Below are 25,467 nucleotides of genomic sequence, written 5' to 3'. Positions count from 1 at the left end.
TCCGGTCTGAGTGGGGGCAGGCCCCCTGGCGGCGGTGCACCGGATCCCCCCGGGTGGGAGGGGGAGGGTCCCCGGACGCCGGGCGGATCGGACGGGATCCACCCGGCATCGCGGGGCTCAGGACTAGGCCAGCGACTTGATGACTTCGCGGACCTTGGTGTTGATCTCGGCCGGGATCGGCGCGTAGCCGTTCTCGGTGAGGACCTTCTGGCCCGCGTCCGAGGCGGTGTACTCCAGGAAGGACTTCACGGTGCCGAGCGTCTCGGGCTTGTTGCCCTTGTCGCAGACGACCTCGTACGTGACCAGGACGATCGGGTACGCGCCCTCGGCCTTGGTGGTGTAGTCGAGCTTCAGCGCCAGGTCGGAGCCGGTGCCGGCGATCTTGGCGGCGGCGATGGCCTTGGAGGCGTTTTCGCCGGTGGCCTTGACCGGGGTGCCGGCGCCGGTGTTCACGTCGACCGTCTTGATGCTCTGCGAGCTGGCGTAGGAGAGCTCGAAGTAGCCGATCGCGCCGTCGACGGCCTTGACCTGCGAGGCGACACCGGAGGAGCCGGAGGCGGCCTGGCCACCGGGGGCCGGCCACTTCTTCGAGGCCTCGTAGGACCAGGCGTCGGGGGCGGCGGCCTTGAGGTACTTGCCCAGGTTCTCGGTGGTGCCGGAGTCCTCGGAGCGGTGGAAGGCCTGGATGGCGGTGGAGGGAAGCGTGACGCCGGGGTTCAGCTTCTTGATCGCCTCGTCGTCCCACTTCTTGATCTTGTCGTTGAAGATGTTGGCGATCGTGGCGGCGTCGAGGTTCAGCTTGTCCACGCCGGCGACGTTGAAGCCGAGCGCGACCGGGCCGCCGACCATCGGCAGGTTGATGCCCTGACCGCCGGTGCAGATCTTCTTCGACTCCTCGATCTGCTCGGGCTTGAGCGCCGAGTCCGAACCGGCGAAGCCGACGGTGCCCTGGTTGAAGGCGACGATGCCCTCACCGGAGGAGGAGGACTTGTAGTTCACCTCGACGCCGGAGCAGGCGGCCATGTAGTTCTTGACCCACAGGTCGACGGCGTTCTTCTGCGCGGAAGAGCCGGACGCCAGGAGCTTGCCCTTGGCACCCTCACACTTGACGTCGCCCGGCGCGGGCGCCGCGGCCTTCGAGGAGCCGTCGGTGCCGGTCTTCGTGTTGTCGTCCGAGCCGCACGCCGTGAGGACCAGGGCGCCGGACACGACAAGCGCGCCGAGGGCGGAGGCACGAAGCATGTTCTTGCGCTGAAGCTTCACTGTTTCGGGTGTTCCTTCCGGGGAGCCGCCGGCCGCTTTCTGTATCGGGGCGGCGTGCGAGGAGGACTACGGGTTCACGCGGTGCGGTTGCCGTGGTTTCCGGTCCGGCTCGCACCTTGCAGTACCGAAATTAGGCAGAACAGGTGAAGCGGTCGACGGCGCTCGGTGAACGGCGAGTGAACCGTGGCGGACGGGCCGGTGCGGATGGGGCGGTTTGTACCCGGACGTAACGGGACGTTATCCACCCGTTATCCTGCCGTGACTTTCGACGGTGCGCCAACGTGGTCGGGCCGCGACGGGTGGCCGGAACACGACGGTCGGGGACGCGCCGGCCTCCACGAACGGCACCGCCCGGCGGATTTCCGCCGGGCGGTGATCGGGGATCTTCTCGGGCCCGGGGCCCCGGGCGGGGCGCGCGCTCAGGCCGGGAGCGGGTGCCAGACGTCGTGGAAGGCGCGGCGGGCCGCCAGGGCCGCGTGCCGCTGGTCGGCGTGCAGCACCCCCAGGGCGTACGCCGTGGCCGGGGCGATCCGCGGGGTGCGGGCGGCCGTCGCCGACGCGGTGGCCGCCTCGGAGGCGTCGCGGTGCACGTCCAGGGCCGCGCCCGCGGTCACCAGTCGGGTCACGTCGTCGCCCAGGGCCTCCCGGGCGTACCGGTGGACCCGCAGCAGCCGGCGCACCTCGTGCCAGGCACCGTCCTCGTGGGCCGAGTACGGGGTCTCCTGCGTGGTGGGCAGGGCGGTGACGGCCGCGCCGAGCCGGCCCTCGGTGACCGCCGCCAGCGGGGCGAGTACCTCCGTCACCCGGCCGCGGGCCGCCACCGGGTCCAGCGGCACCTCCGAGGCGAGGACCGCCACGGCGTCGGCCACCGCGTGGAAGCGGGCCGAACCGAGGGCCTGGAGGGTGGTGGAGTGGGCGCGGGTGCGCGCCAGCGTGAGCTGGCGCTCCAGCAGCGCCCCGGCCCGCGCCGAACCCACCGTGAGCGCCCCGGGCGTGGTGACGCCCCCGCGGGGCGCCGGGACCTCGGGCGCCGCCGACAGCCGCTGGAGGGCCTCCAGCAGGCGCGACAGCCGGGCGGCGTGCGCGTGCTCGTCGGCCAGGGTCGAGGACAGCCACACCAGCTCGGTGCGCAGCCCGTCCGCCCAGCCCGGCTCGGTCACCGGCCGGAACGTGCTCAGCGAGCCGGCGATGCGGCGCGCGGCCCCCCGAAGGCCGCGCGCCGCTTCCCCGCTGCCGGCGGCGTCGGGGCCGCTCCCGGTGCTCTCGTCGTGCAGGCGCAGCGCGCGCAGGAACGCGGTGGCCTGGTGGCGCAGGTACGGGGCGAGTACGTCACCCGCGGTCGGGTCATGGTTTGGCTGAGCCACGCCGGCGCCTCCGGGCGTCTATGAGCATCTCCTGAACGTGTTGCAGCGGCTGGCCCTCGGCGTCGGTGCTGTGCCGGGTCCATTCGCCGTCCGGACCCAGGTGCCAGGAGGAGGTGGCGTCGGACATGCCGGTCTCCAGCATCCGGTCCAGTGCCGCGCGGTGTGCGGGGTCGGTGACCCTCACCAGGGCCTCGATGCGGCGGTCGAGGTTGCGGTGCATCATGTCGGCGCTGCCGATCCACACCTCCGGTTCGCCGCCGTTGGCGAAGGCGAAGACGCGGGAGTGCTCCAGGAAGCGGCCGAGGATCGAGCGGACCCGGATGTTCTCCGACAGTCCCGGGACGCCGGGGCGCACGGCGCAGATGCCGCGCACCCAGATGTCGACGGGGACGCCGGCACGGGCGGCGCGGTAGAGGGAGTCGATGAGGGCCTCGTCGACGATCGAGTTCATCTTCAGCCGGACGTACGCGGGCCGGCCGGCCCGGTGGTGGTCGGCCTCCTTGTCGATGCGCGAGATGAGTCCGTCGCGCAGGGACTTCGGGGCGGTCAGCAGCCGGCGGTAGGTCTCGCGGCGGGAGTAGCCGGACAGCCGGTTGAAGAGGTCGGAGAGGTCGGCGCCGACCTGCGGGTCGGCGGTGAGCAGGCCGAGGTCCTCGTACAGCCGGGCGGTCTTGGGGTGGTAGTTGCCGGTGCCGACGTGGGAGTAGCGGCGCAGGTTGTCGCCCTCCTGGCGGACCACGAGGGAGAGCTTGCAGTGCGTCTTGAGGCCGACGAGGCCGTAGACGACGTGGCAGCCGGACTCCTCCAGCTTGCGCGCCCACTTGATGTTGGCCTGCTCGTCGAAGCGGGCCTTGATCTCGACGAGTACGAGGACCTGCTTGCCGGACTCGGCCGCGTCGATCAGGGCGTCGACGATCGGGGAGTCGCCGGAGGTCCGGTACAGCGTCTGCTTGATCGCGAGGACGTCCGGGTCGGCGGCGGCCTGCTCCAGGAAGGCCTGCACGGACGTGGAGAAGGAGTCGTACGGGTGGTGCAGCAGGACGTCCCGCTCGCGCAGCGCGGCGAAGATGTCCGGCGCGGACGCCGATTCGACCTCGGCCAGGTCGCGGTGCGTGCCCGCGACGAACTTCGGGTACTTCAGCTCCGGCCGGTCCAGGGAGGAGATCCCGAAGAGGGCGGTGAGGTCCAGCGGGCCGGGCAGCGGGTACACCTCGGCGGCGGACACCTTCAGCTCCTGCACGAGGAGGTCCAGCACGCCGGGGTCGATGGACTCCTCGACCTCCAGGCGCACGGGCGGCCCGAAGCGGCGCCGCATGAGCTCCTTCTCCAGGGCCTGGAGGAGGTTCTCGGCGTCGTCCTCCTCGACCTCCAGGTCCTCGTTGCGGGTCACCCGGAACATGTGGTGCGCGAGCACCTCCATGCCGGGGAACAGCTCCTCCAGGTGCGCGGCGATGACGTCCTCCAGCGGGACGTAGCGCTGCGGGGAGGCCTCCAGGAACCGGGAGAGGAGCGGCGGGACCTTGACCCGGGCGAAGTGGCGGTGGCCGCTGACCGGGTTCCGGACCACCACGGCCAGGTTCAGGGAGAGACCGGAGATGTACGGGAAGGGGTGCGCGGGGTCCACGGCCAGCGGCGTCAGCACCGGGAAGATGTGGTTGCGGAACAGGGTGAAGAGGCGGGCCTGCTCCTTCTCGGTGAGATCGGGCCACCGGATGAGGTGGATGCCCTCCTCGGCCAGCTGCGGGGCGATGTCCTGCTGGTAGCAGGCGGCGTGCCGGGCCATGAGCTCGCGCGAACGGGTCCAGATCAGGTCCAGGACCTCGCGGGGTTGCAGGCCGGAGGCCGAACGGGTGGCGACGCCCGTCGCGATGCGCCGCTTCAGGCCGGCGACGCGGACCATGAAGAACTCGTCGAGGTTGCTCGCGAAGATCGCCAGGAAGTTCGCGCGCTCCAGGAGCGGGGTGTTCGGGTCCTCCGCGAGCTCCAGGACCCGTTCGTTGAAGGCCAGCCAGCTGCGTTCCCGGTCGAGGAACCGGTTCGCGGGCAGTTCGCCCGTCCCGTCCTTGTCCTCGTACGCGTCGAGGTCGGCGTCCAGGTCCGGATCCAGTCCGCCGGGGCGGTGGGCGGCTATGGATCCCAGGCGTGCCTTCACCGCGGCGGCGCTGGTCGCGGACGGGTGGGACGGGTGCTGTGCGGGGACCTCGCTGGGGCCCGCGGCGGGCTTCTGGCTCATGCCCCCATTCTTCCGCGCACGAGGCAGGACAGGCGCGTCGGACGCATCGGCTGTCAGTCGGAGTCGGGGCTGCATGACCGGAGACTGGCAAGCGCGTTTGAATGCCCGGTTAATGGCGTATGGCTTCCAGTCTCTTTCCGGAGGCGCCTTGGGCCGTTCGGGGGGCTCGCGCACCGGCGCACCGGGCCGTCGGGCCACCGTCACCCCGCCCGGGGGATCCGGTGGCCCGGGTGGTCAGCTCTCGGTGCGGTACATCAGGTCGACCTCGTGGGTGGTGAAGCCGAGGCCCTCGTACACGGCCAGGGCGGCCGGGTTGTCGGCGTCGACGTAGAGCATCGCGGTGGGCATGCCCGACGCCGCCAGGTGGCGCAGGCCGATCGCGGTGAGGGCCTTGCCCAGGCCCCCGCCCTGGGCGCCCGGCCGGACCCCGACGACGTAGACCTCGCCGAGCTGCTCCGCCTCGTGGACCTTCGTCCAGTGGAAGCCGACCAGCTCGCCGCCGCGCTCCGCGAGGAAGAAGCCCTTCGGATCGAACCACGGCTGCGCGATCCGGTCGTTCAGGTCCCGCTGCGTCAGTGACCCCTGCTCGGGGTGGTGGGCGAAGGCCGCCGCGTTCGCGGCGAGCCAGGCGGCGTCGTCCGGGCCGGGGACGAAGGTGCGCACCGTCACGCCGGCCGGCAGGACCGGCTCGGGCAGCGGGTCGCCCGAGGTGAGGGGGCGGCGGAGTTGGCGCAGCTCGCGGAAGAGGGTCAGGCCGAGCACCTGGGCCAGGTGCCGGGCGGCGGACTTGCCGCCGTGGGCCCACACCCGGATCCGCTTGCCGGAGGCGTTCAACAGGGCCGAGCCGAGGGCCCGGCCGTGGCCGCGTCCGCGCAGTGCGGGGTGCACGACGAGCTCGGCGGCGGGTGCCTCCACCGGGTCGGTGTCCTCCAACTGTCCGTACGCGGCGAGCCGGGTGCCGTCGCTCAGGAGGAAGTGCCGGATGCCCTCGCGCGGTCCGCCGCGCAGTTGGAGCCGTCCTTGTTCGGACACCGCGGTGGTGCCGTCGGTGCGGGCCGCCTCCGCGATCAGCTCCAGCACGGAGTCGGCCTCTTCCTCCGTCAGCTCGTCGAGGGTCTGAATCTGCCGTCCCGGCTCCGGGGCCGCTGCTGCGTCAGTCATGCGACGAGCCTACGACCGCGGCCCGCGGTTGCGTGTCCCGCCGGCCCGGCCCGAGGTCCCGCGGGCGCCGCGACGTGCGCGCGTAACCAGCTCGCAACCCGTTACCCCCTGTCGTGCTACGCGCGTTGACAATAAGCTGCGGCGGACCTCCCAACTTGTCTCGCTGTCCACAAAGGGGACTAAATGTCAGCGACGCCACAACGGCCCAGCACGGCCCGCCGGTTGACCCTCACCGCACTCGCCCTCACGGCCGGTGCCGGAGCCATGGTCGCCGCCGCACTACCGGCCGGGGCCGCGAGTGGTGGCGGTGCGGCCAAGAGCCGGACCGTCGACGTGCAGATGCTGTCGTTCAACGACTTCCACGGCACGCTGGAGCCCCCGCAGGGCTCCTCGGGCACGGTGAGTGAGCGGCAGGCGGACGGCACCACCAAGGCCATACCGGCAGGCGGCGTGGAATACCTCGCGACCAGCCTGCGCGAGGCCCGCAAGGGCCACGAGTACTCCGTCACGGCCGCGGCCGGTGACATGATCGGCGGCAGCCCGATGCTGTCCGGGCTCTTCCACGACGAGCCGAGCATCGAGGCGCTGAACAAGATCGGCCTGGACGTGTCCAGCGTCGGCAACCACGAGTTCGACGAGGGTCGCACCGAGCTGCGCCGCATGGCGTACGGCGGCTGCCACCCGGTCGAAGGCTGCTTCGAGTACGGCAAGACGTTCACCGGAGCGGAATTCCAGTACCTCGCGGCCAACGTGACGGACGACAAGACCAAGCGTCCGATGATGTCGCCCACCTTCGTGTGGAAGAAGGGGGACGTGAAGATCGGCTTCATCGGCGTCACCCTGGAGGGCACGCCGGACGTCGTCACCGCCGAGGGCGTCAAGGGCCTCAAGTTCGGCGACGAGGTCGAGACGATCAACAAGTACGCCGCCGAGCTGAACAAGCAGGGCGTGAAGTCGATCGTCGCGCTGATCCACGAGGGCGGTCTGCCCGCGAACGGCTCGTACAACTACGACTGCGACGTCCCGGGCGCCGGCGCCGGCATCTCGGGTGCCATCGTCGACATCGCCAAGAACGTCGACGCGAAGGTCGACGCGCTGGTGACCGGCCACACGCACCAGGCCTACAGCTGCAACATCCCCGACCCGGCGGGCAACCCGCGTACGGTCACCTCGGCCGCCTCGCTCGGCCGCCTGTACACGGACACCACGCTCACCTACGACCGGCAGACCAAGGACATCGTCCGCACGCCGGCCGCCGCGCCCAAGCCGGTCAACAAGCTCGTCACCCGCGAGCAGCCCAAGGCCGGGGACATGACCGAGCTGATCCAGCGCTGGAACGCGCTGGCCGCCCCGGTCGCCAACCGTCCGCAGGGCTTCATCTCGGCGGACATCCCGGGCCGTGGTTCGCCGGAGCCGGAGAAGCCCCTCGGTGACCTGATCGCCGACGCGCAGTTGGAGGCGCTGGCCCCCGCCGACAAGGGCGGTGCGGAGCTCGCGATCATGAACCCGGGCGGCATCCGCGCCGACCTCGCGTACAAGGCCTCCGGGGCCGAGGGCGACGGCGTGGTGACGTACGGGGAGTCCTTCACGGTCCAGCCGTTCACCAACATGATGAACGTGGTCGACCTGACCGGCGCGCAGCTCGTCACCGCGCTCCAGCAGCAGGTCAGCGGCACGGTCAACGGCCCGAGCCCGAAGATCCTCCAGGTCTCGAAGGGCTTCGCCTACACCCTCGACATGACGAAGGCGGGCGCGGACCGCGTCGTCGTCGACTCGGTGCGGCTGAACGGTGCGCCCATCGACCCGGCCCGCACCTACCGCGTCGCGATGAACGAGTTCCTCGCGGGTGGCGGTGACGGCTTCACCGTCCTGAAGGAGCACAAGAACAAGCTGGTGGGCGCGTCCGACCTGGACTGCTTCAACGCCTACCTGGCGAGCAACTCCTCGGAGGCGGCCCCGATCGCCCCGCCGGCGGCGAACCGGATCACCGTCATCAAGTAACTCCCGTACGCAGTGCGCCTGTGAGGGGCGGTGGGCCGGTGGCCCGCCGCCCCTCCGGCGTCACCGCGGCCGTACGGGGCCGCCGCGGACCGGCCTGCGTCAGCGCAGCCCGTCCAGGAACTGCGCGACGGTCCGGTGGAAGCCCTCGGGGTCGCTGAACGGTACGAAGTGGTCGCCGTCCAGCGGGGCGTACGAGGTCCCGGGCCGGCGGGCCACCATGGCGTCGGCCTGCCCCTGGGGCAGGGCGTCGCTGCGGGTGCCGTGGACGAGGAGCGCCGGGCAGTCGCTGCCGAGCCAGGCGTCCCAGTGGTCGCCGCGGCAGCCCTCGATGGAGTCGAGCATGTCCCGGGGGTGGAACGGCATCCGCCAGCCGGTCCCGTCGGGCAGCTTGCGCAGGGCGGCGCCGACGATGGTGCCGCCCACCGGCCCGGCCGCGGCCAGGAGTTCCCCGGTGGTCGGCGCGGTGTACGGCAGGCCGTCGAGGAAGGAGAACCAGCCGGACTCGGCGGGTTGGACCTCGACGGCGGCGTCCACGCCGATGAGGGCGTGGAAGCGGGTGGGGTGGCGGGCGGCCAGGTGGTAGGCGTTGAGCCCGCCGACGGAGTAGCCGAGCAGGGCCACCGGCTCGTGCAGCCCGAGGTGGTCGAGGAGGGCGACGGCGTCGGAGACGTACCCCTCGCGGTCGTAGGTCGGGGCCCGGTCGGAGTCGCCGTGACCGCGCTGATCGGGGGCGATGACCCGCCAGCGGTCGCCGAGTTCCTCCGCGAGGGCCCTGAAGGCGATCCCCTCGGACATGCCCCCGTGCAGCGCGAGCAGCGGCCGGCCGGGGCCGCCGAAGTCCCGGTAGGAGAGCGTGCGGTCGTCGATCTTCAGCTCGTGGCGCATGTCCGGGTGCCTTCCGTGGCCGGTGGATCTTCCGATGCCCTCAGCCTGCCAGGAATTGGGCAAGCGTGCAATACGTACGTATAGAGCGCTTGCCCAAAACGGGGCGCGGCTACGATCCCGGCATGGGAAATCGCGAGGACCTGCTGGCCGGAGCCAGGCGCTGCCTGGAGGAGAAGGGGTACCTGCGCACGACCGTGCGCGACATCGCCTCGGCGGCGCAGGTGAGCATGGCCGCGATCGGCTACCACTACGGATCCCGCGAGGCCCTCCTCAACCAGGCGCTCTTCGCCGCCATGGACGACTGGGCGGCCGGCTCGGGCCGGCTCGCCGGCGAGGGCGCCACCACCGAGGAGCGCTACGCCGACACCTGGGACCGCAAGATCCGGGACTTCGGCGAGCTGCGCTGGCTCTGGATCGCCAACATCGAGGCCTTCGTCCACGCCCAGTCCTCGCCCGAACTGCTCGCGGCGCTCGCCGAGGGCCAGCGCCGCTCCCGGCGGATGGTGGCCGCGGCGCTGGCCGGGGTGGCCGAGGACGCCGTGACGGAGGAGGACGTACGGGGCCTCGGGTCGGTGCACATCGCGCTGCTCAGCGGGGTGATGGTGCAGGCCCTGACGGACCCGGAACACGCGCCCGACGGGCGCGCGCTCGCCCAAGGCCTGCGCAGGATGGCCGAGTTGCTCGACCGACCCGTTTCTACCGACGGGTAGCAAAGACGGTCCCCGGCACGCCATAATCCCGTCCCATCACTGGGTGGGCAAAGGGGCGGACATGGGCGTGGCACTGGACCGGCGGACTTTCCTCACGGGGGCGGGAGCACTGGCCGCGGTGGCCGCCGCGGGACTGGGGACGGCCGCGCCCGCCTCCGCCCGCGCCCTCGGCACCACGGACTGGATGGCCGGCCTCGCCGACTCCACCCCGCTCCAGCGGATGACGATCCCCGGCACGCACGACTCCGGCGCCCGCAAGGGCGGCCTCTACGTCGCCTGCCAGAACACCTCGATCGCCCAGCAGCTCGACGCCGGCATCCGCTTCCTCGACGTCCGATGTCGGGTCACGGGCGGGTCGTTCGCCATCCACCACGGCTCGTTCTTCCAGGACCTGATGTTCGGCGACGTGCTCGTCGCCTGCTGGAACTTCCTCGCCGCGCACCCCTCCGAGACCGTCCTGATGCGGGTCAAGCAGGAGTACTCCGGCGACAGCGACGCCACCTTCCGCGCCATCTTCGACGACTACCTCGACAACCGCGGCTGGCGGCCCCTGTTCCGGATAGCCGACGCGCTGCCCTCCTCGCTCGGCGCCGCCCGCGGCAAGGTGGTCCTCCTCGCCGACAACGGCGGGCTGCCCGGCCTGCGGTACGCCGACGGCAACGTCTTCGACGTCCAGGACGAATGGAACGCCGAGCCCTTCGCCAAGCGCGGCAAGATCGAGAACCACTTCCGGCGGGCCGTGCAGCAGCCCGGCAAGCTGTTCGTCAACTACGTCAGCACCGCGGCCTACATGCCGCCGCGCTGGAACTCCGACCGGCTGAACCCGCAGGTCCACGGCTTCGTCAACGGCGGCGAACTGGCCGGTCGGACCGGCCTGGGCATCGTCCCGATGGACTTCCCCAACACCCGGTCCGGCCTGGTCGAATCACTGATCCGGCACAACTGACGCCTCGGGCGGCGGCACCGGAGCCCCCGGTACGCGGAGCACCGCCTCCGTACCGGGGCCGCCGTCGGCCGCCGCCCGCAGCTCGGCCGTGCCGCCCGCGCGCTGGACCGTACGGGCCACGATCGACAGGCCCAGGCCGCTGCCGGGCAGGGCGCGGGCCGACGGGGAGCGCCAGAACCGTTCGAAGACGTGGGGCAGGTCCTCCGCCGGGATGCCCGGCCCGTGGTCCCGCACCGTCAGCACGCCCGCGCGCAGCGACACCTCGACGGCGCCGCCCGGCGGGCTGAACTTCACCGCGTTGTCCAGGACGTTGACCACGGCCCGCTCCAGCGCCGCCGCCTCGCCCCGGACGTACCAGGGCTCCAGCTCGGAGCCGAACCGCAGCTCCGGACCCCGCAGCCGGGCCCGGGACAGCGCGGTGCCGGCGATCTCGTGCAGGGCCACCACCCCGAGCGGGGAGTGCGGGGCCGCGTCCGGCCGGGACAGCTCCTGGAGGTCCCCGATCAGCGAGGCGAGTTCCGTCATCTGCGCCTTCACCGAGGCCAGCAGCTCCCGCCGGTCCTCGGGCGGGATGGCCCGGCCGGTGGTCTCGCTGCGGGCCAGCAACTCGATGTTCGTCCGCAGCGAGGTGAGCGGCGTGCGCAGCTCGTGCCCGGCGTCGGCGATCAGTTGGGCCTGCCGTTCCTGGGAGGAGGCCAGCGCCGCCGTCATCGAGTTGAAGGACCGCGACAGCCGGGCGATCTCGTCGTCGCCCTCGTCGGGGATCCGCACCGTGAGGTCCTCGGTCCGGGCGACGTGCTCGACGGCCGCCGTCAGCTCGTCGACCGGCCGCAGTCCCGTACGGGCCACCCACAGGCCCGCCGCGCCCGCCCCCACGATGCCGATGCCCGACACCACGAGCAGGATCCAGGCCAGCGTCGACAGCGGATCGTCGACGTCCGCGGCGGGCTTGGCGATGGAGATCCCGAAGTACTGGCCGGCGGGCGTCTGCCGCTTCAGCGTCAGGACGCGCATCTCGACGCCGTCGGTGGTCGTCACGTCGTGCAGGGTCTCCTCCCGCACGCCCGCCGCGATCTCCTTGTCGATGGCGGTGACCGGCAGCCCGGTCCGCCCGCTCACCCAGCAGCGCGTGCCGTCGGCCAGCACGAGCTGCACGGTCGCGCCCAGGTTCTCGGCGACCTGCTGCTCCGGCTGCCGCACCCGGGTCACGCAGCCGTCGCGCAGGGTCCGGCCCACCTCGGCGCTCACGTCCGTCGCCATCAACGAACGGTCGAGCTGCTCGCTGAGCTGCGACTTCACCATCACCCAGGAAACGCCGGCGACGGCCGCGACGGCCACCGCCACCGCGACCGTCACCAGCAGCGCGATCCGTGAGCGCAGCGGCAGGGCGCGGAACCGGGCGGCCGGCGTCACTCGGGACCGCCGTCGCCCTGGCGCAGCACGTAGCCCACCCCGCGCACGGTGTGCACCAGGCGGGGTTCGCCGCCCGCCTCGGTCTTGCGGCGCAGGTACATCACGTACACGTCCAGGGAGTTGGAGCTGGGCTCGAAGTCGAAGCCCCAGACCGTCTTGAGGATCTGCTCGCGGGTCAGGACCTGGCGCGGGTGCGCGAGGAACATCTCCAGCAGCGTGAACTCCGTACGGGTCAGCTCCACCGGGCGCCCGCCCCGGACGACCTCGCGGGTCGCGAGGTCCATGCGCAGGTCGCCGAAGACCAGCGCGTCCTCGTGGCCGCCGTCCCCGCCCGGCCGCGGCGCGGCGTAGGCGCTGCGGCGCAGCAGGGCGCGGACGCGGGCGAAGAGCTCGTCCAGCTCGAACGGCTTGACGAGGTAGTCGTCCGCGCCCGCGTCCAGGCCGGTGACGCGGTCGCCGACGGTGTCGCGGGCGGTGAGCATCAGGACCGGAGTGACGCCGCCGGCGGCGCGCAGCCTGCGGGCCGCCGTCAGCCCGTCCATGCGGGGCATCTGGATGTCGAGGACGATCAGGTCGGGGGCGTAGGAGTCGGCCCGCTCCAGCGCGTCGAGGCCGTCCACCGCGGTCTGGACGTCGTACCCCTCGAAGGCGAGGCTGCGGCGCAGGGCCTCCCGTACGGCCGGCTCGTCGTCGACGACGAGGATGCGCTGCTGGTCGCCTTCGGCGGCGTTCATCTCGGGTCCCCCAGGGGTGGTGGTCGGCCAGGTGATGCGGTGCGTGACGGCGCTTCCCAGCGTCGCACGGGCCGGCCGGTGGAGGTCTCAGGAGACCGGTGGACGTCTCAGAAGGAGGTGCCGAAGCCGTCGTTGCCGGTGCTGCCCGAGCCGTTGCCGTTGCTGTTGCCGCCGGAGCCGGTGCCGCTCCCGCCGGCGCGCAGCGAGGCGAGGTCGGCCTTGATGGTGTTCACCGGGATCGCGAAGCCCAGGCCGACGCTGCCCGCGCTCGCGCTGTCGGAGGAGGGGGAGTAGATCGCGGAGGGCATGCCGACGATCTGGCCGTTCATGTTGACCAGGGCGCCGCCGGAGTTGCCCGGGTTCAGCGAGGCGTCCGTCTGGATGGCCTTGTACGAGGTGGTGTTCGAGCCGGTGTCCCCGTTGAACTGCTGACCGTCGTACGAGAACGGCCAGCCGCCCTGCCCGCGCTGCGGGGACTGCTGCCGCTCGGACTTCGGGACGTTCACCTCGCGGCCCAGTGCGGAAACGATCCCGCTGGTGACCGTGCCGGTGAGGCGGTCGGGGGAGCCGATGGCGACGACCTCGTCACCGACCTTCAGCCCGTCGGAGTTGCCGAGCGAGGCGGGCTTGAGGCCGCTCGCGCCCTGGAGCTTGATCAGGGCGAGGTCCTTGTCGGGATCCGTGCCGACGGTGCGGGCGGTGTACTTCTTGCCGTCGCTCATCGTCACCTGGATCTCGGAGGCGCCGTCGATGACGTGGTTGTTCGTGACGATCTCGCCGTCCGCGGTGATCACGATGCCGGACCCGGTGCCCTGCCCGGACCCGGTGCGGGTGTCGATCCGTACGACGGACGGGCTGACCTGCTCGGCGACCCCCGTGACGGTCCCGGTGTTCGACTGCGACACGTTGGAGGCGTTCACCCCGCCGGAGCCGACGCCGCCGCCGACCAGGAACTGCTGCACGACCGTGGCCGTCCCGCCGCCGATCACGGCCGCCGCCAGGGCGACGGCGACCAGCAGCGCGACCGGCCGCTTGGCGCGGACGGCGTGCGCGGGACCACCCTGCGGGACGGCCTCCGGATCGGCCCAACCGACGGCGGGCGACACCGTTTCGCCCTGTACGACCGGCGGCTGGTGCGCCTCGTGCCAACCGGGCGCGCCGGGCGGCGGGTACGCGGGCGGCGGCGGGTAGCCGCCCGCCCCGGCGTCCTGCGCCATGCGCTCACGACCCCGCTGCCAGTCCTCGCCGAACGGCGGGTACTGGCCCGGGCTGTTCTCCTGCGGGTACTCGCCTTCGCGGCGGAAGCTGTCGGTCATGTCTCCGACTGTCCCCGGGGATCATGAGAGCTTCCTGAGTCCCGGCTGAGAAGCCCGACAGAACCTCGTATGCCCGATATAAAGCCCTGGGCGCGGGAGGGGTGCCGGTCGGCCACCGCCGGCCGGGCCGTGGGTCAGCGGCAGCCGCAGGAGCGGCGGACCACCAGAGCCGAGGGGAACTGCTTCAGCCGCTCGCGGCGCGAGCCGGTCACGCGCAGCGCGTCGTCCAGGACGAGGTCGACCGCCGCGCGGGCCATCGCCGGACGGTCCGAGGCGATCGTGGTCAGCGGCGGGTCCGTCAGCGCCGCCTCCTTCACGTCGTCGAAGCCGGCGACCGCCAGCTCCCCGGGCACGTCGATGCGCAGCTCGCGGGCGGCCCGCAGGACGCCGATGGCCTGGTCGTCGGTGGCGCAGAAGATCGCCGGCGGGCGGTCCGGCCCCGACAGGACCTCCAGGGCGACCCGGTACGCGTCGTAGCGGTTGTACGGGGCCTGGAACAGCCGGCCCTCCACCGAGCGGCCGGATTCGAGCATGGCCCGGCGCCAGCCCTCGACGTGGTCGGCCACCGGGTCACCGACCTCGGGGGTGTTCTCCACCCCGCCCAGGCAGGCGACGTACGGGTGCCCGTGCTCCAGCAGGTGACGGGTGGCGAGCTGCGCGCCGCCGATGTCGTCGGTGACGACGGCGACGTCGTCGATGGCCTCGGGGCGCTCGTGCAGCAGCACGATCCGCGCGTCCCACGCCTCGATCTCGGACGCCGCGCGCTCGCTCATGCCCTGGCTGACCAGGATCAGCCCGGAGACCCGCATCCCGAGGAAGGCCCGCAGGTAGTGGACCTCGCGCTCGTCGCGGTAGTCGGAGTTCCCGACCAGCACCATCTTTCCGCGCTCGGCGGCGGCCTGCTCGACCGCGTGCGCCATCTCCGCGAAGAACGGCTGCCGCGCATCGGGGACGATCATGCCTATGAGGTCGGTGCGCCGGGACGCCATCGCCTGCGCGACCCGGTCCGGGCGGTAGCCCAGGTCCTTGATCGCGGCGAGTACACGCTCGCGCGTGGCCGGGGCAACCGGCCGGGGTCCGTTGTTGATGACGTAGCTCACGACGGCGGTAGAGGTACCCGCAAGTCGCGCCACGTCATCCCGCGTCACCTTGGCCACGCGCGGCAGTCTACGCGGGGTGACCTACCTCTGGGCAGGGCGTCCGGCCGAGTGGATGCTCACAGACGATTCCTCCATCCGGGGGAGGTCGCGCCGCTCGGCGGGCTCCGCCGCGCCACCCGGTCCGGCGGCCGCCTTCGCCGCCGCCTCGGCCGCCGCCCGCTCGACCTTCTCGGGGGTGACGAAGCGGTAGCCGACGTTGCGGACCGTCCCGATCAGCGACTCGTGCTCGGGCCCGAGCTTGGCGCGCAGCCGCCGTACGTGCACGTCGACGGTGCGGGTCCCGCCGAAGTAGTCGTAGCCCCACACCTCCTGGAGGAGCTGCGCGCGGGTGAAGACCCGGCCCGGGTGCTGGGCGAGGTACTTCAACAGCTCGAACTCCTTGAAGGTCAGGTCCAGGACCCGGCCCTTCAGTTTCGCGCTGTACGTCGCCTCGTCCACCGACAGGTCGCCGTTGCGGATCTCCATCGGGGAGTCGTCGGAGCCCAGCTGCCGGCGGCCCGTGGCCAGCCGCAACCGCGCCTCGACCTCGGCCGGACCGGCGGTGTCGAGGAGGACGTCGTCGATGCCCCAGTCGGCGGTGACGGCCGCGAGGCCGCCCTCCGTGACGACGAGGATCAACGGACAGCCCGGTCCGGTGGAGCGGAGCAGCTGGCACAGGGACCGGACCTGGGGGAGGTCGCGGCGGCCGTCGACGAGGATCACGTCCGCCCCGGGGGTGTCCACCAGGGCCGGGCCCTCGGCCGGTGCGACCCGGACGTTGTGCAGCAGCAGGCCGAGTGCGGGCAGCACCTCGGTCGACGGCTGCAGGGCGTTGGTCAGCAGCAGGAGGGAACTCATGCCCGATCACCTGCCCAGCTCCGGTGGCCGTGCACGTGCACGGTTCGCTGGTCCATCACGTCGGTTCCTCCTCGGTCCCGTCCCGGGGGTACCTCCCAGCGGTGGCTGGGGGAGTGAGCGGTACTGCTTCGTACGTCTGCCAGGCGCCCGCCCGGCCCCCGCGCCCTGGGGTCCGGATGGATACCACTGTTCTCGGTCCGTTCAACGTGCTGAAAGCACAAAAGGACCCGGGGGCTACGTTGCCCGGATCCTCTACCCCGCCAGAGTAGCCCACCCGTCCTTGCGGGGCCGAGGCCTCTCGTGAACCGCATTCTGTGGTTCCCACCACGCCTTCCTCCGGCGTATGCCCCGGTTTCACCGGATCGGTGGACCCCCGCACGGGAACCGGGGCGCACACGGGGCGCGTCGGGGTACGCCGGGGGTCGTGGCCGGAGGGGTCATCATGGAGGCCGACGGTAGAGAGCCGACGGGGCGACGATAGGAGCTGCAGTGGCAACCGGAACCATCCGCTACTGGGCGGCGGCCAAGGCCGCGGCCGGGACGGCGGAGGAGCCGTACTCGGCACGCACACTGGCCGAGGCGCTCGACGCCGTGCGGGAACGCCACCCGGGAGAGCTGACACGGGTCCTGCTGCGCTGCTCCTTCCTCGTGAACGAGGAGCCCGTGGGCAAGCGTCCGCACGACGCCGTCCTGCTGACCGAGGGGGGCACCGTAGAGGTGCTCCCGCCCTTCGCGGGCGGGTGAACGGGAACCGATGAGCACTCCGGAAGAACAGCAGCGCGGGCAGCAGCAGGCCGCCGGCGAGCAGGATCCGTGGACCCAGACCTGGCAGGGCGAGACCTGGGACACCAGCTACCAGCCGGTGCAGCCGCCGCTGGGCTCGGTGCCCGGGCAGCCGGTGGCGCCGGAGGGCTGGTTCCGCGAGGAGGCCGCGCCGCAGCAGGGGGCGCAGCAGCCGCAGACGGGGCAGCAGCAGGGGCAGCAGGGGCAGCAGGGGTACCAGCAGTCGCAGCAGGGGCAGCCGGGGTACCAGCAGCACCAGCAGTCGCAGCAGGACTGGGGTGTGCCGCAGCCCGCTCCCACGCCGTGGCCCTCGGAGCCCGTTGCCGAGCAGACGGCGTACCTGCCGCCCTACCCCGGACCGGCCGCACCGCAGGCGCAGCAACAGCAACAGCAACAGCAGCAGCCGGTGGCGCCGGAGGGCTGGTTCCGCGAGGAGGCGGCTCCACAGCAGCAGCCGCAGCAGCCTCAGCAGCCTCACCAGCACCAGGAGCACCAGCCGCAGTCGCAGGAGTGGGGTGCCCCGCAGGCCGACCGGTGGTCCGCCGACCCGCGCACGTCCGGCGGGACCGGCTTCGGAGCCGGTCCCGGGGTCGGTACCGGTGCGGGGCCCGGTGCCGCCGCCGAGCAGACGGCGTACCTTCCGCCGTACCCCGGCCCCGGAGCCGCGCAGGAGCCCCCGCAGCAGCCCCAGCCGGTCGCGCCCGACGGGTGGTTCCGCGAGGAGGCCCCGCAGCCCCCGCAGCAGCCCCGGCACGCACAGCCCCGGCACGCGCAGCCGCAGCCCTGGGAAGCGGAGTCCGCGGCCTACTCGCCGCCCGCGCCCGACGCCGCCGCCGAGCAGACCGCGTACCTCCCCCCGGTGCGTGAGGGTGCCGCCGAGCAGACGGCGTACCTCCCTCCGGTGCGTGAGGGTGCCGCCGAGCAGACGGCGTACCTCCCTCCGGTGCGTGAGGGTGCTGCCGAGCAGACGGCGTACCTCCCTCCGGTGCGTGAGGGTGCTGCCGAGCAGACGGCGTACCTCTCTCCGGTGCGTGAGGGTGCCGCCGAGCAGACGGCGTACCTCCCGCCCTACCCGGGCCCCGGCGCCCCCGCCGCGGGCGGACCCGCTTCCGTACCGGCGGCCGGGGGACCCGCCGCCGAGTACTCCCCTCCGACCCTGGGCGGCAACACCATCCGCGCCGTCGACCCCGCCCAGGCCCGCGCCGAGGGCCGCTCGCCGATCATCGACCCCGGTCCGCAGTCGGCCATACTGACGGCCGCCCTCGGGCTGCTGCTGGCCGTGGCCGCCGCGTTCGGCGACTTCGCCCTGCTGCTCCCGCTGGTCGCCCTCCAGGCCCTCACCGCGGCCGGCTGGTTCCGCCTGAACGGCATGTGGCCCGCCCGTCAGGGCATCGCCCTCGCCTTCCTCGGAGCCCTCGTCGCGGACGCGGCGGTGCTCGCCGTGGACGACACGTACGGCCCCGGCGCGATCATCGGCACCCTCGGCGCCTGGGTGCTGCTCACGCTGGTCCTCCAGCTGCGCAGCCACGCGGACCCCGACGAGCGGATGTACGGGCTGATGGCATCGGTGGCCTCCGCCGCCCTGGCCATCGCCTGCGCGGGCTTCCTCGCGGCCGACGGCAAGGCCGTGAGCGTGGGCGCCGCGGCCGTCGCCGTGGCCGTGTTCACGCGGGCGCTGCCGCTGCCCACCCTGCCCTCCGTCGCCGTGTCGCTGGGCGCGGCGGCCGGTGCGGGCATCGCGGTCGGCACCGTCACCGGAACGGGCACGGGCGGGGCGCTGATCGGTCTGGCGGCCGGGATCTGCGCGCTGATCGGCCTGCGGGTGGCCGCGTACGACTACCCGTCGAAGTTCGTCCACATGACGGCCGGTGTCGCGCTGCCGCTGGCCGTCGCGGCGCCCGCCGTGTACCTGATCGGCCGGGTGGTGGGCTGAGGCGTACGCCGGCGCGGCCGGGCGGCGGCCTCACGCCGCCCCCACGGCCGGTCATGGTCAACTAGAACGCACGTACCGACTAGTAGGGGGAGGGCACGTGCGTTTCCTGCGCGTCGTCTTGATCATCGGAGTGGTCCTGGGGGCCTTGTTCGTGGGAGCCGACCGCTGGGCGGTCGGTTACGCCGAGGAGCGGCTGGCCGAGCGCATCCAGGAGCGGCAGGGGGCCGGTGGCAAGGCGGAGGTCGAGATAGAGGGCTTCCCGTTCCTGACCCAGGCCCTCAGCCACGACCTCGACCGGGTCAACCTGAAGCTGACCGGCGTCGAGGCCACCGCGGACGGCCGCAAGACGCGCCTGTCGCAGATCGACGCGAGCTTCCGCGAGGTGAAGCTGAACGGCGACTACACCGGCGGCACGGCCCGGCGGGCCGAGGGCACGGCGCTGATCTCCTACGAGGACCTCACCAAGGCCTCCCAGAACGGTGTGGTCCTGACCTACGGCGGAACGCCCGGCAAGGTGAAGGTCACCGCGACGCTGGAATTCCTCGGCCAGTCCCTGACCCGGCACGTGGTGTCGACCGTCGCCCTCGTCGACGCGAAGGACGGCAAGGGCGGAAAGATCGTCCGGGTGCGCGCGGACGAGGTCCCGGGTGAGGGCATCCCCGGGATCGAGCGCGAGGTCCGCAAGCGGACCGACTTCGACCGCAACGTCGACGGCGGCCTGCCGGCCGGTCTCGGCCTGTCCGCGCTGACGGCGGACGAGTCCGGTGTGCACCTCACCCTGACGGGCAAGGACGTGGTGCTGGCCGGATCGTGAGACGACGCGGTCCGATCCGCAGATGGACGGGCCGCAGAAGGAGCCCCGGGGGCCGCGCGGCGGCCCGCCGGGGCTTTCTCATCCCACCATTCGGACGATCCTGTCTCGACATATGACACACCGGTGACAGGGCGGCCGATTCGTCCCTACGATCCATGCCTATGAAGCATCAGCAGGCGGACCTCACGAAGCGGCGGGCAGTAGACCTGTGTCGCGTCGCCGCCATGCTCTGTCGCTCCATCTAGCGGTGTGAGCCTTCCGCTCCACCGGCCGGACGACGGCCCTTCAGCCGCGTGACCGCACCCGCCTCCCGCCCCCCTGGCGCCTCCCCGCGCAGGGTTCGAGCGTGACACCCGGAACGGCGCGCAACCGCACTGCCAGCCCCGCAGCAGCACCAGCACCACCCCGCCGCACACTGCCCCGGAGGAGAACATCATGAGCCGCAGCGACGTCCTCGTAGACGCCGACTGGGTCGAGGCCCACCTGAACGACGCCGACGTCGTCATCGTCGAGGTGGACGAGGACACGTCCGCCTACGACAAGAACCACATCACCAACGCCGTCCGGATCGACTGGAAGAGCGACCTCCAGGACCCGGTGCGCCGCGACTTCGTGGACCAGGAGGGCTTCGAGAAGCTCCTCTCCGCCAAGGGCATCTCCAACGACGACACCGTCGTCCTCTACGGCGGCAACAACAACTGGTTCGCGTCCTACGCCTACTGGTACTTCAAGCTCTACGGCCACCAGGACGTCCGCCTGCTCGACGGCGGCCGCAAGAAGTGGGAGCTCGACTCCCGCGACCTGGTCGACGGCAAGGACGTCCCGAACCGCCCGGCCACCACGTACAAGGCCAAGGCCCAGGACACCTCGATCCGCGCCTTCCGCGACGACGCCGTCGCCGCGATCGGCACCAAGAACCTGGTCGACGTCCGCTCGCCCGACGAGTTCTCCGGCAAGCTGCTCGCGCCGGCGCACCTTCCGCAGGAGCAGTCGCAGCGCCCGGGCCACATCCCGAGCGCCCGCAACATCCCGTGGTCGAAGAACGCCAACGACGACGGCACCTTCAAGTCGGACGAAGAGCTGACGGCCCTCTACGAGGCCGAGCAGGTCGACCTGGCGAAGGACACCATCGCCTACTGCCGCATCGGTGAGCGCTCCGCGCTCACGTGGTTCGTGCTGCACGAGCTCCTGGGCCAGGAGAACGTCAAGAACTACGACGGCTCGTGGACCGAGTACGGCTCGCTGGTCGGCGTGCCGATCGAGCTCGGCCCCAACAAGTAACCCTGCCGGGCGCGCAGGGCACCCGTAGCCAGTAGCAGTACCTCTCCAGGACAGGACAGAGAACATGTGTGGAGCACAGATCGGCGGGCCCGACCTCGCGACGCTGAAGCCCGGTGAGACCGCCATCCAGGGCCAGATCACGAAGGGTGGCGAGCCGGTGTCCGGCTACGTCCGCCTGCTGGACTCGACCGGTGAGTTCACCGCCGAGGTCCCGACCTCGGCCACCGGCCAGTTCCGCTTCTACGCGGCCACCGGCTCCTGGACCCTGCGCGCGCTCGTGCCGGGCGGCACGGCCGACCGCAACGTCGTGGTCGCCGAGGCCGGCGGCGTGACGGACGTGGCCATCGCGGTCTGAGCACCGCACGGCACGACGATTGACCGGCCGAAGGGCCGCACCCCCGGGGGTTGGACGCCACTGGAACGGGGTGCGGCCCTTCGTGCCGTCCGGGTCGGGTCGTCCGGGACGTCCGGGTCGTCCGGGTCGTTCGGGTCGGGTCGTCCGGGACGGTCCGTCCTGGGCGTCGCGGACCTACCCTGGAAGCATGTACGCCCGGCGCCGACGCGCCTACTTCCTGCTCATGGGCGGATGCCTGTTCCTGTTCGTCTCCGCCTGGTCCTTCGTGCGCCTGTGGTCGGTGGGGGCCGCGGTGGCCCTCTGCGTGGTCGCCATGGTGATCCCGCCGGTCGCCGCGATGGTCGCGAACCGGCGCGGCCCCGACGACCGTTGGTGGGACGACCCCTCCGGCGATCAGAAATCGGACGAATGGTGGGACGAACTGGATGGAAAGCGGCGTCGGGACGAATAGAGCCCGGCTGAAAAGCGGCTGAAACCCAGCTATGCAAAAACGTAATAAGGGTTCGGTACAACTACTTCCGGTCGAGGTCCGTCTTGGCTGTGCGCGGGCAATCACCCCGCGCCTCCAGTCCTGTGGGGGGACCTCCCTTGGAAAAAGAACAGACCGTGCCCGAGCTGCCCATACCGGCGGAGAAGGCGCCCGAACCGGGCACTCCGGAATTTCCGTCCGCGAATTCGGGCGACCCGGCGGCCGAAATCGCCCCGAGCCGCCGGCGGCGCGGGCGTGCCACGCTCCTGATCGCCGCCGCCCTCGTACTCGGCACCCTCGCCGGCACGGTCACCGGTTACGCGATCCAGTACCACCGCGAACCGACCCCCCTGCCCCCGCTGGCGCAGCAGGAGCTGGACACGCCGAAACCGTTGGCCGCGGACGCCGCGACGACGCTCAAGTCGATCAACGCCAACCGCTGGCACAAGAGCGACGACGACCTGAGGACCCTGCTGCTGGAGCCGCCGGCGGGCGCGAAGCTCCTCACCCCGCCGTCCTTCGAGTCGCTCGACTTCCACGCGGCCGACTACGAGAACCCGGAAGAGGTCCTGCGCGATCTCGTCGGCGTCGGTCTGCGCAGGGTCGCGCTGACCTCGTGGTCGACGAACGACCGCTACCACGTGCAGATCCGGCTCATGCAGTTCCGGGACTTCGCCGGTGCGGACGAGCACCAGAAGCAGCAGGCCTCCTACATGCCCGGGGCGAAGTACGCGGGCAACCCCGGTGTGGCCATTCCCGGCGTCCCCGACGACCTCGGCCACGTCTGGGTGGACTCGAAGCCGATGCAGAAGGCCGGCTACGAGCCGTTCCGCAGCTCCCGCGCCGTCGTGCGGCGCGGTGACGTGGTCCTGGAGATCTTCTACAACGACAACCGGGGCGGAAAGATCGCCGAATCGGACGTCATCGACCTGGCCGAGCGACAGCTGGAGCGACTGTGACCGAGCCGACGAACGACACGCAGACGGCCCCGTCCGTGACGCAGCCCGGACCGGATCCGGTCGCCGCGGCCTCCGCCGACGCCCCGACCGGGAGCCGCGTCAAGGCCGGCCCGCTGGTGGTCGGCGTGCTCAGCCTCGCAGTCCTGGTGGGCTCCGGGGTCTGGGCCTCCGCCACCGTCGAGGACGCCGACCGCAGCGCGCCCACCGCCTACTGGGCCGCCGCCGGAACGGAGTCCCGGAAGGCGCCCGAGCCGCCGACCGTGCCCGACAACGCGGTGTCCGCCAAGCTCCTCCCGGTGCCCGCGAGCTACGAACTCGGTCCCGATCTCGGCGTCGAGGGCAACGACTTCGTCATCTCGGGGGACAAGGCCGTCGAGGGCCTGAAGGAGATCCGCAAGGGCCTGTCCACCTCGGACCGCAAGAAGCGCGACGAGATGCTGGCAGAACTCGACCTCAAGGGGCAGGCGGGACGCACCTACACGAAGTGGGCCGGCAACCTGACCGTCGAGGTCAGGATCCTGCAGGCCGACCCGAAGGCCCTGAACACGTTCGCCGGTGCCACGAAGGCGTTCTTCGGGGTGCTCGGCGACAAGCGCGAGGCGCCGAAGGTGGACGGGTACCCGGACGCCAAGTGCGCGCTGCTGGCCGTCGGGGAGGAGAAGAACGAGAAGATCGAGTCCATGTACTGCGTCGCGGTCGAGGGCGACGTCATGGTCGACTTCCGTGCCTTCGGCCCCAGGTCCGGCTTCTACACCACCGACGCGGTCGACTTCCTCAAGAACCAGCTGCGCCACCTGAAGTCCCCCGGGGAGTCCGCGTGACCGAGCAGCACACCACCCCGGCGGAAACGGTTCCGCAGACCACCCCGACCCCGGCCCCCACGGATCCGCCGTCGCCCGGGGTCACCGCCCCGGCGATCCCGGACGCCCCGGCCGATCCGGCCACGCCGGACGTCTCCGAAGCCCCGGCCGCGCCGCACGCCCCCGTCGCTCCGGCCGCCTCCGAGACTCCTGCCGCCTCCGAGACCCCGGCCACGCCGGACGCCCCCGTCGCTCCGGCCGCCTCCGAGACTCCTGCCGCCTCCGAGACCCCGGCCACGCCGGACGCCCCCGTCGCTCCGGCCGCCTCCGAGGCCCCGGCAGCCCCCGCGCCCCCCAAGGACCGCCGCAAGCTGTTCGCGTTCCTGCGGTGGAGCGCCGCCGTCCTCGTCTTGGCGGCCGCCGGCGCCGGCACCGCGTACGGCGTCCTGCGGCCCGACCGCACCGACCTCCCCGGGCTCGCCACGCTCGACGACGGCCGCTGGGAGTACCCGACCCTGGTCAAGCCCACCCTGCCGCCGGGCGCCCCGCTGCCCTTCGCCAAGGACAACGAGGACGGCATCCACTACGCCGGCCTGACCCAGCTGCTGCTGCCCGCGCCGAAGGGCTCCGTACCGGATCCCGGGCTGAAGCTGGAGAAGGACTCCGTCGTCACCGTGGACACCCTCCTGGAGGAGTACGAGGGCACCGCGCGCGCGAAGCTGAAGGAGGGGCTCGCCAACGACGGCCTGCGCCAGATCGTGGGCCGCGGCTGGACCACCCCCGACGGCACCCGCACCCGCGTCTACCTGCTGCGATTTCACTCGTCCGGCTTCGCGGACGCCTTCCCGGGCTGCGGCGCCGACATGAACCTCAACGGCGTCAACCGCATCGAGGCGGACACCGTCTGGGGCAAGGCCAAGGTCGACCAGAAGGCCCCCGACACCACCGGCGTGACCGTCATGGAGGAATCCGCGCCGGTCGGCGACGAACAGGTCAGGGCCGCGTGCGTGCAGTCCGGCGACGTCCAGGCCGTGATCCTGCAGACCCGCAAGGGCGAGGTGCCCGCCGTCCCGCTCCACCAGACGGTGATCCTCCAGCACCAGCTGCTGGGCTGACCCGCCGGACGGCGTACGGCCACCTCGCAGAGTGCGCCGGTCCGCGGGCCAGTAGGCTTGGGGACCGGCCCGTACCCCGCCATCGAATCCTCCCGAGGAGCACCCCGTGCTTGAGGCAGTCTTCACCTCCCTGCTGGTCCTGGTCTGCGTCGGCGTCATGGCCTTCACGGTCCTGGCCGTCAAGAAGCTGTACCAGGGTCAGCGCTGAGCGTCCGCGCAGCCGACCACCCCGGAACCCCTCGAACAGATCGCCTGAGCAGCCAACCATGATCCAGATCCCCTCCGACCTGAACCCGGGCCTCGTCCCCCTCGCCTTCCTCCTCGGAAACTGGGAGGGCGCGGGCGTCTTCGACTTCCCCGGCGAGGAGAAGTGCAACTTCGGCCAGGAAGTCGTCTTCAGCCACGACGGCCGGGACTTCCTGGAGTACACCTCCCACACGTGGGTCCTCGACGCCGAGGGCAACAAGGTGCGCCCGCTGGAGTCCGAGTCGGGCTACTGGCGCATCGACGCGGACCGCAAGGTCGAGATCGTCATGGTCCGCGACCAGGGCGTCGTCGAGGTCTGGTACGGCGACCTCGCCCACCAGAAGCCGCAGATCGACGTCGTCACCGACGCGGTCGCCCGAACGGCCGCTTCCGGCCCGTACAGCGGCGGCAAGCGCCTCTACGGGTACGTGAAGAGCGACCTCATGTGGGTCGGCGAGAAGGCCACGCCCGACGTGGAGCTGCGCCCGTACATGTCGGCGCAGCTGAAGAAGGTCGTCACCCCGGAGGAGATCGCCGACATGGCGCGCAACCTGCCGGAGCTCCCGGAGGACGGCATCGCCTTCTTCCGCTGAGCCGACGGCCGGGCTCGCGCCACGGCCGGGCGGACAGTCGTACGAAATGAAGGGGACCGCGGACTCGCCCGCGGTCCCCTTCGCGCGCTTACACTG

General features: G+C 72.0%; 24 protein-coding genes. 14 read left to right on the top strand and 10 right to left on the bottom strand.

Annotation, left to right across the window (positions count from 1 at the left end; all coding sequences use genetic code 11):
- Positions 1-123: 123 nt before the first annotated feature.
- From pstS to mshD, 4 genes are all read right to left on the bottom strand, one after another.
- The gene (gene pstS / locus ACFVS6_RS19120; RefSeq protein WP_389705132.1) at positions 124-1,263 is read right to left on the bottom strand and encodes a phosphate ABC transporter substrate-binding protein PstS; all 1,140 of its coding nucleotides are present in this window, start codon (positions 1,261-1,263) and stop codon (positions 124-126) included.
- Positions 1,264-1,682: 419 nt separating this feature from the next.
- A complete protein-coding gene (locus ACFVS6_RS19115) occupies positions 1,683-2,627 on the bottom strand; it encodes a CHAD domain-containing protein (protein ID WP_389705130.1) in 945 nt (314 codons plus the stop codon).
- Complete coding sequence (locus tag ACFVS6_RS19110; protein ID WP_389705128.1) at positions 2,608-4,860, bottom strand: RNA degradosome polyphosphate kinase; 2,253 nt, start codon at positions 4,858-4,860, stop codon at positions 2,608-2,610. The genes ACFVS6_RS19115 and ACFVS6_RS19110 overlap by 20 nt, the downstream gene beginning before the upstream one ends.
- 234 nt (positions 4,861-5,094) lie before the next feature.
- Positions 5,095-6,021 (bottom strand): mycothiol synthase, encoded by a 927-nt coding sequence (gene mshD, locus ACFVS6_RS19105; protein WP_389705126.1) that lies wholly within the window; start codon positions 6,019-6,021, stop codon positions 5,095-5,097.
- 1,311 nt (positions 6,022-7,332) lie between these two features.
- On the opposite strand from mshD, the gene ACFVS6_RS19100 reads away from it, so the two are divergent.
- Complete coding sequence (locus tag ACFVS6_RS19100) at positions 7,333-8,022, top strand: 5'-nucleotidase C-terminal domain-containing protein (RefSeq protein WP_389705171.1); 690 nt, start codon at positions 7,333-7,335, stop codon at positions 8,020-8,022.
- A 99-nt stretch (positions 8,023-8,121) separates the two neighbouring features.
- Here the strand turns inward: ACFVS6_RS19100 and ACFVS6_RS19095 are convergent, their stop codons facing one another.
- Entirely contained in the window at positions 8,122-8,907 is a 786-nt protein-coding gene (locus tag ACFVS6_RS19095) for an alpha/beta fold hydrolase (protein WP_389705124.1), read from the bottom strand.
- A gap of 122 nt (positions 8,908-9,029) precedes the next feature.
- Here ACFVS6_RS19095 and ACFVS6_RS19090 point away from each other — a divergent pair, with 122 nt between their 5' ends.
- Together ACFVS6_RS19090 and ACFVS6_RS19085 are read left to right on the top strand one after the other, a co-directional pair.
- A complete protein-coding gene (locus tag ACFVS6_RS19090) occupies positions 9,030-9,617 on the top strand; it encodes a TetR/AcrR family transcriptional regulator (RefSeq protein WP_389705122.1) in 588 nt (195 codons plus the stop codon).
- Positions 9,618-9,678: 61 nt separating this feature from the next.
- Complete coding sequence (locus tag ACFVS6_RS19085; protein WP_389705120.1) at positions 9,679-10,563, top strand: phosphatidylinositol-specific phospholipase C; 885 nt, start codon at positions 9,679-9,681, stop codon at positions 10,561-10,563.
- Here the strand turns inward: ACFVS6_RS19085 and ACFVS6_RS19080 are convergent.
- From ACFVS6_RS19080 to ACFVS6_RS19060, 5 genes are all read right to left on the bottom strand, one after another.
- Positions 10,543-11,976: a sensor histidine kinase gene (locus ACFVS6_RS19080; protein WP_389705118.1), complete on the bottom strand. Its 1,434-nt coding sequence runs from the start codon at positions 11,974-11,976 to the stop codon at positions 10,543-10,545. The two genes, ACFVS6_RS19085 and ACFVS6_RS19080, sit on opposite strands and share 21 nt — an antisense overlap.
- Entirely contained in the window at positions 11,973-12,710 is a 738-nt protein-coding gene (locus ACFVS6_RS19075) for a response regulator transcription factor (RefSeq protein ID WP_389705116.1), read from the bottom strand. The genes ACFVS6_RS19080 and ACFVS6_RS19075 overlap by 4 nt, the downstream gene beginning before the upstream one ends.
- 107 nt (positions 12,711-12,817) lie before the next feature.
- A complete protein-coding gene (locus ACFVS6_RS19070) occupies positions 12,818-14,026 on the bottom strand; it encodes a S1C family serine protease (RefSeq protein ID WP_389705114.1) in 1,209 nt (402 codons plus the stop codon).
- Between the two features lie 134 nt (positions 14,027-14,160).
- Entirely contained in the window at positions 14,161-15,183 is a 1,023-nt protein-coding gene (locus ACFVS6_RS19065) for a LacI family DNA-binding transcriptional regulator (RefSeq protein WP_388896109.1), read from the bottom strand.
- Positions 15,184-15,207: 24 nt separating this feature from the next.
- Positions 15,208-16,023, bottom strand: coding sequence for a response regulator transcription factor (locus ACFVS6_RS19060; RefSeq protein ID WP_389705112.1), 816 nt, complete (start codon positions 16,021-16,023; stop codon positions 15,208-15,210).
- Positions 16,024-16,512: 489 nt separating this feature from the next.
- On the opposite strand from ACFVS6_RS19060, the gene ACFVS6_RS19055 reads away from it, so the two are divergent.
- The 11 genes from ACFVS6_RS19055 to ACFVS6_RS19005 all read left to right on the top strand — a co-directional run bounded on the left by ACFVS6_RS19055 (position 16,513) and on the right by ACFVS6_RS19005 (position 25,371).
- The gene (locus ACFVS6_RS19055) at positions 16,513-16,767 is read left to right on the top strand and encodes a MoaD/ThiS family protein (protein ID WP_281203675.1); all 255 of its coding nucleotides are present in this window, start codon (positions 16,513-16,515) and stop codon (positions 16,765-16,767) included.
- Positions 16,768-16,777: 10 nt separating this feature from the next.
- Positions 16,778-18,739, top strand: a complete 1,962-nt coding sequence (locus tag ACFVS6_RS19050; protein WP_389705109.1) for a hypothetical protein — start codon at positions 16,778-16,780, stop codon at positions 18,737-18,739.
- Between the two features lie 97 nt (positions 18,740-18,836).
- Positions 18,837-19,553: a DUF2993 domain-containing protein gene (locus tag ACFVS6_RS19045; RefSeq protein ID WP_389705107.1), complete on the top strand. Its 717-nt coding sequence runs from the start codon at positions 18,837-18,839 to the stop codon at positions 19,551-19,553.
- A gap of 155 nt (positions 19,554-19,708) precedes the next feature.
- The gene (locus tag ACFVS6_RS19040; RefSeq protein WP_389705105.1) at positions 19,709-19,798 is read left to right on the top strand and encodes an Ms5788A family Cys-rich leader peptide; all 90 of its coding nucleotides are present in this window, start codon (positions 19,709-19,711) and stop codon (positions 19,796-19,798) included.
- 190 nt (positions 19,799-19,988) lie between these two features.
- Positions 19,989-20,834 (top strand): sulfurtransferase, encoded by an 846-nt coding sequence (locus ACFVS6_RS19035; RefSeq protein ID WP_389705103.1) that lies wholly within the window; start codon positions 19,989-19,991, stop codon positions 20,832-20,834.
- Between the two features lie 64 nt (positions 20,835-20,898).
- Positions 20,899-21,189, top strand: a complete 291-nt coding sequence (locus ACFVS6_RS19030) for a DUF1416 domain-containing protein (RefSeq protein WP_281203672.1) — start codon at positions 20,899-20,901, stop codon at positions 21,187-21,189.
- A 187-nt stretch (positions 21,190-21,376) separates the two neighbouring features.
- Positions 21,377-21,640: a DUF3099 domain-containing protein gene (locus ACFVS6_RS19025; RefSeq protein ID WP_389705101.1), complete on the top strand. Its 264-nt coding sequence runs from the start codon at positions 21,377-21,379 to the stop codon at positions 21,638-21,640.
- 155 nt (positions 21,641-21,795) lie between these two features.
- Positions 21,796-22,617 (top strand): hypothetical protein, encoded by an 822-nt coding sequence (locus ACFVS6_RS19020; protein ID WP_389705099.1) that lies wholly within the window; start codon positions 21,796-21,798, stop codon positions 22,615-22,617.
- The gene (locus ACFVS6_RS19015) at positions 22,614-23,438 is read left to right on the top strand and encodes a hypothetical protein (RefSeq protein WP_389705097.1); all 825 of its coding nucleotides are present in this window, start codon (positions 22,614-22,616) and stop codon (positions 23,436-23,438) included. Before ACFVS6_RS19020 ends, ACFVS6_RS19015 begins: the two co-directional genes overlap by 4 nt.
- Positions 23,435-24,532: a hypothetical protein gene (locus ACFVS6_RS19010; protein WP_389705095.1), complete on the top strand. Its 1,098-nt coding sequence runs from the start codon at positions 23,435-23,437 to the stop codon at positions 24,530-24,532. Before ACFVS6_RS19015 ends, ACFVS6_RS19010 begins: the two co-directional genes overlap by 4 nt.
- Positions 24,533-24,798: 266 nt before the next feature.
- Positions 24,799-25,371, top strand: coding sequence for an FABP family protein (locus tag ACFVS6_RS19005; RefSeq protein WP_281203667.1), 573 nt, complete (start codon positions 24,799-24,801; stop codon positions 25,369-25,371).
- The last annotated feature ends 96 nt before the right edge of the window (positions 25,372-25,467 follow it).

The sequence above is a fragment of the Streptomyces sp. NPDC057939 genome, assembly GCF_042887545.1.
GTDB lineage: Bacteria > Actinomycetota > Actinomycetes > Streptomycetales > Streptomycetaceae > Streptomyces.
This window is presented reverse-complemented; position numbering and strand designations above follow the sequence as displayed.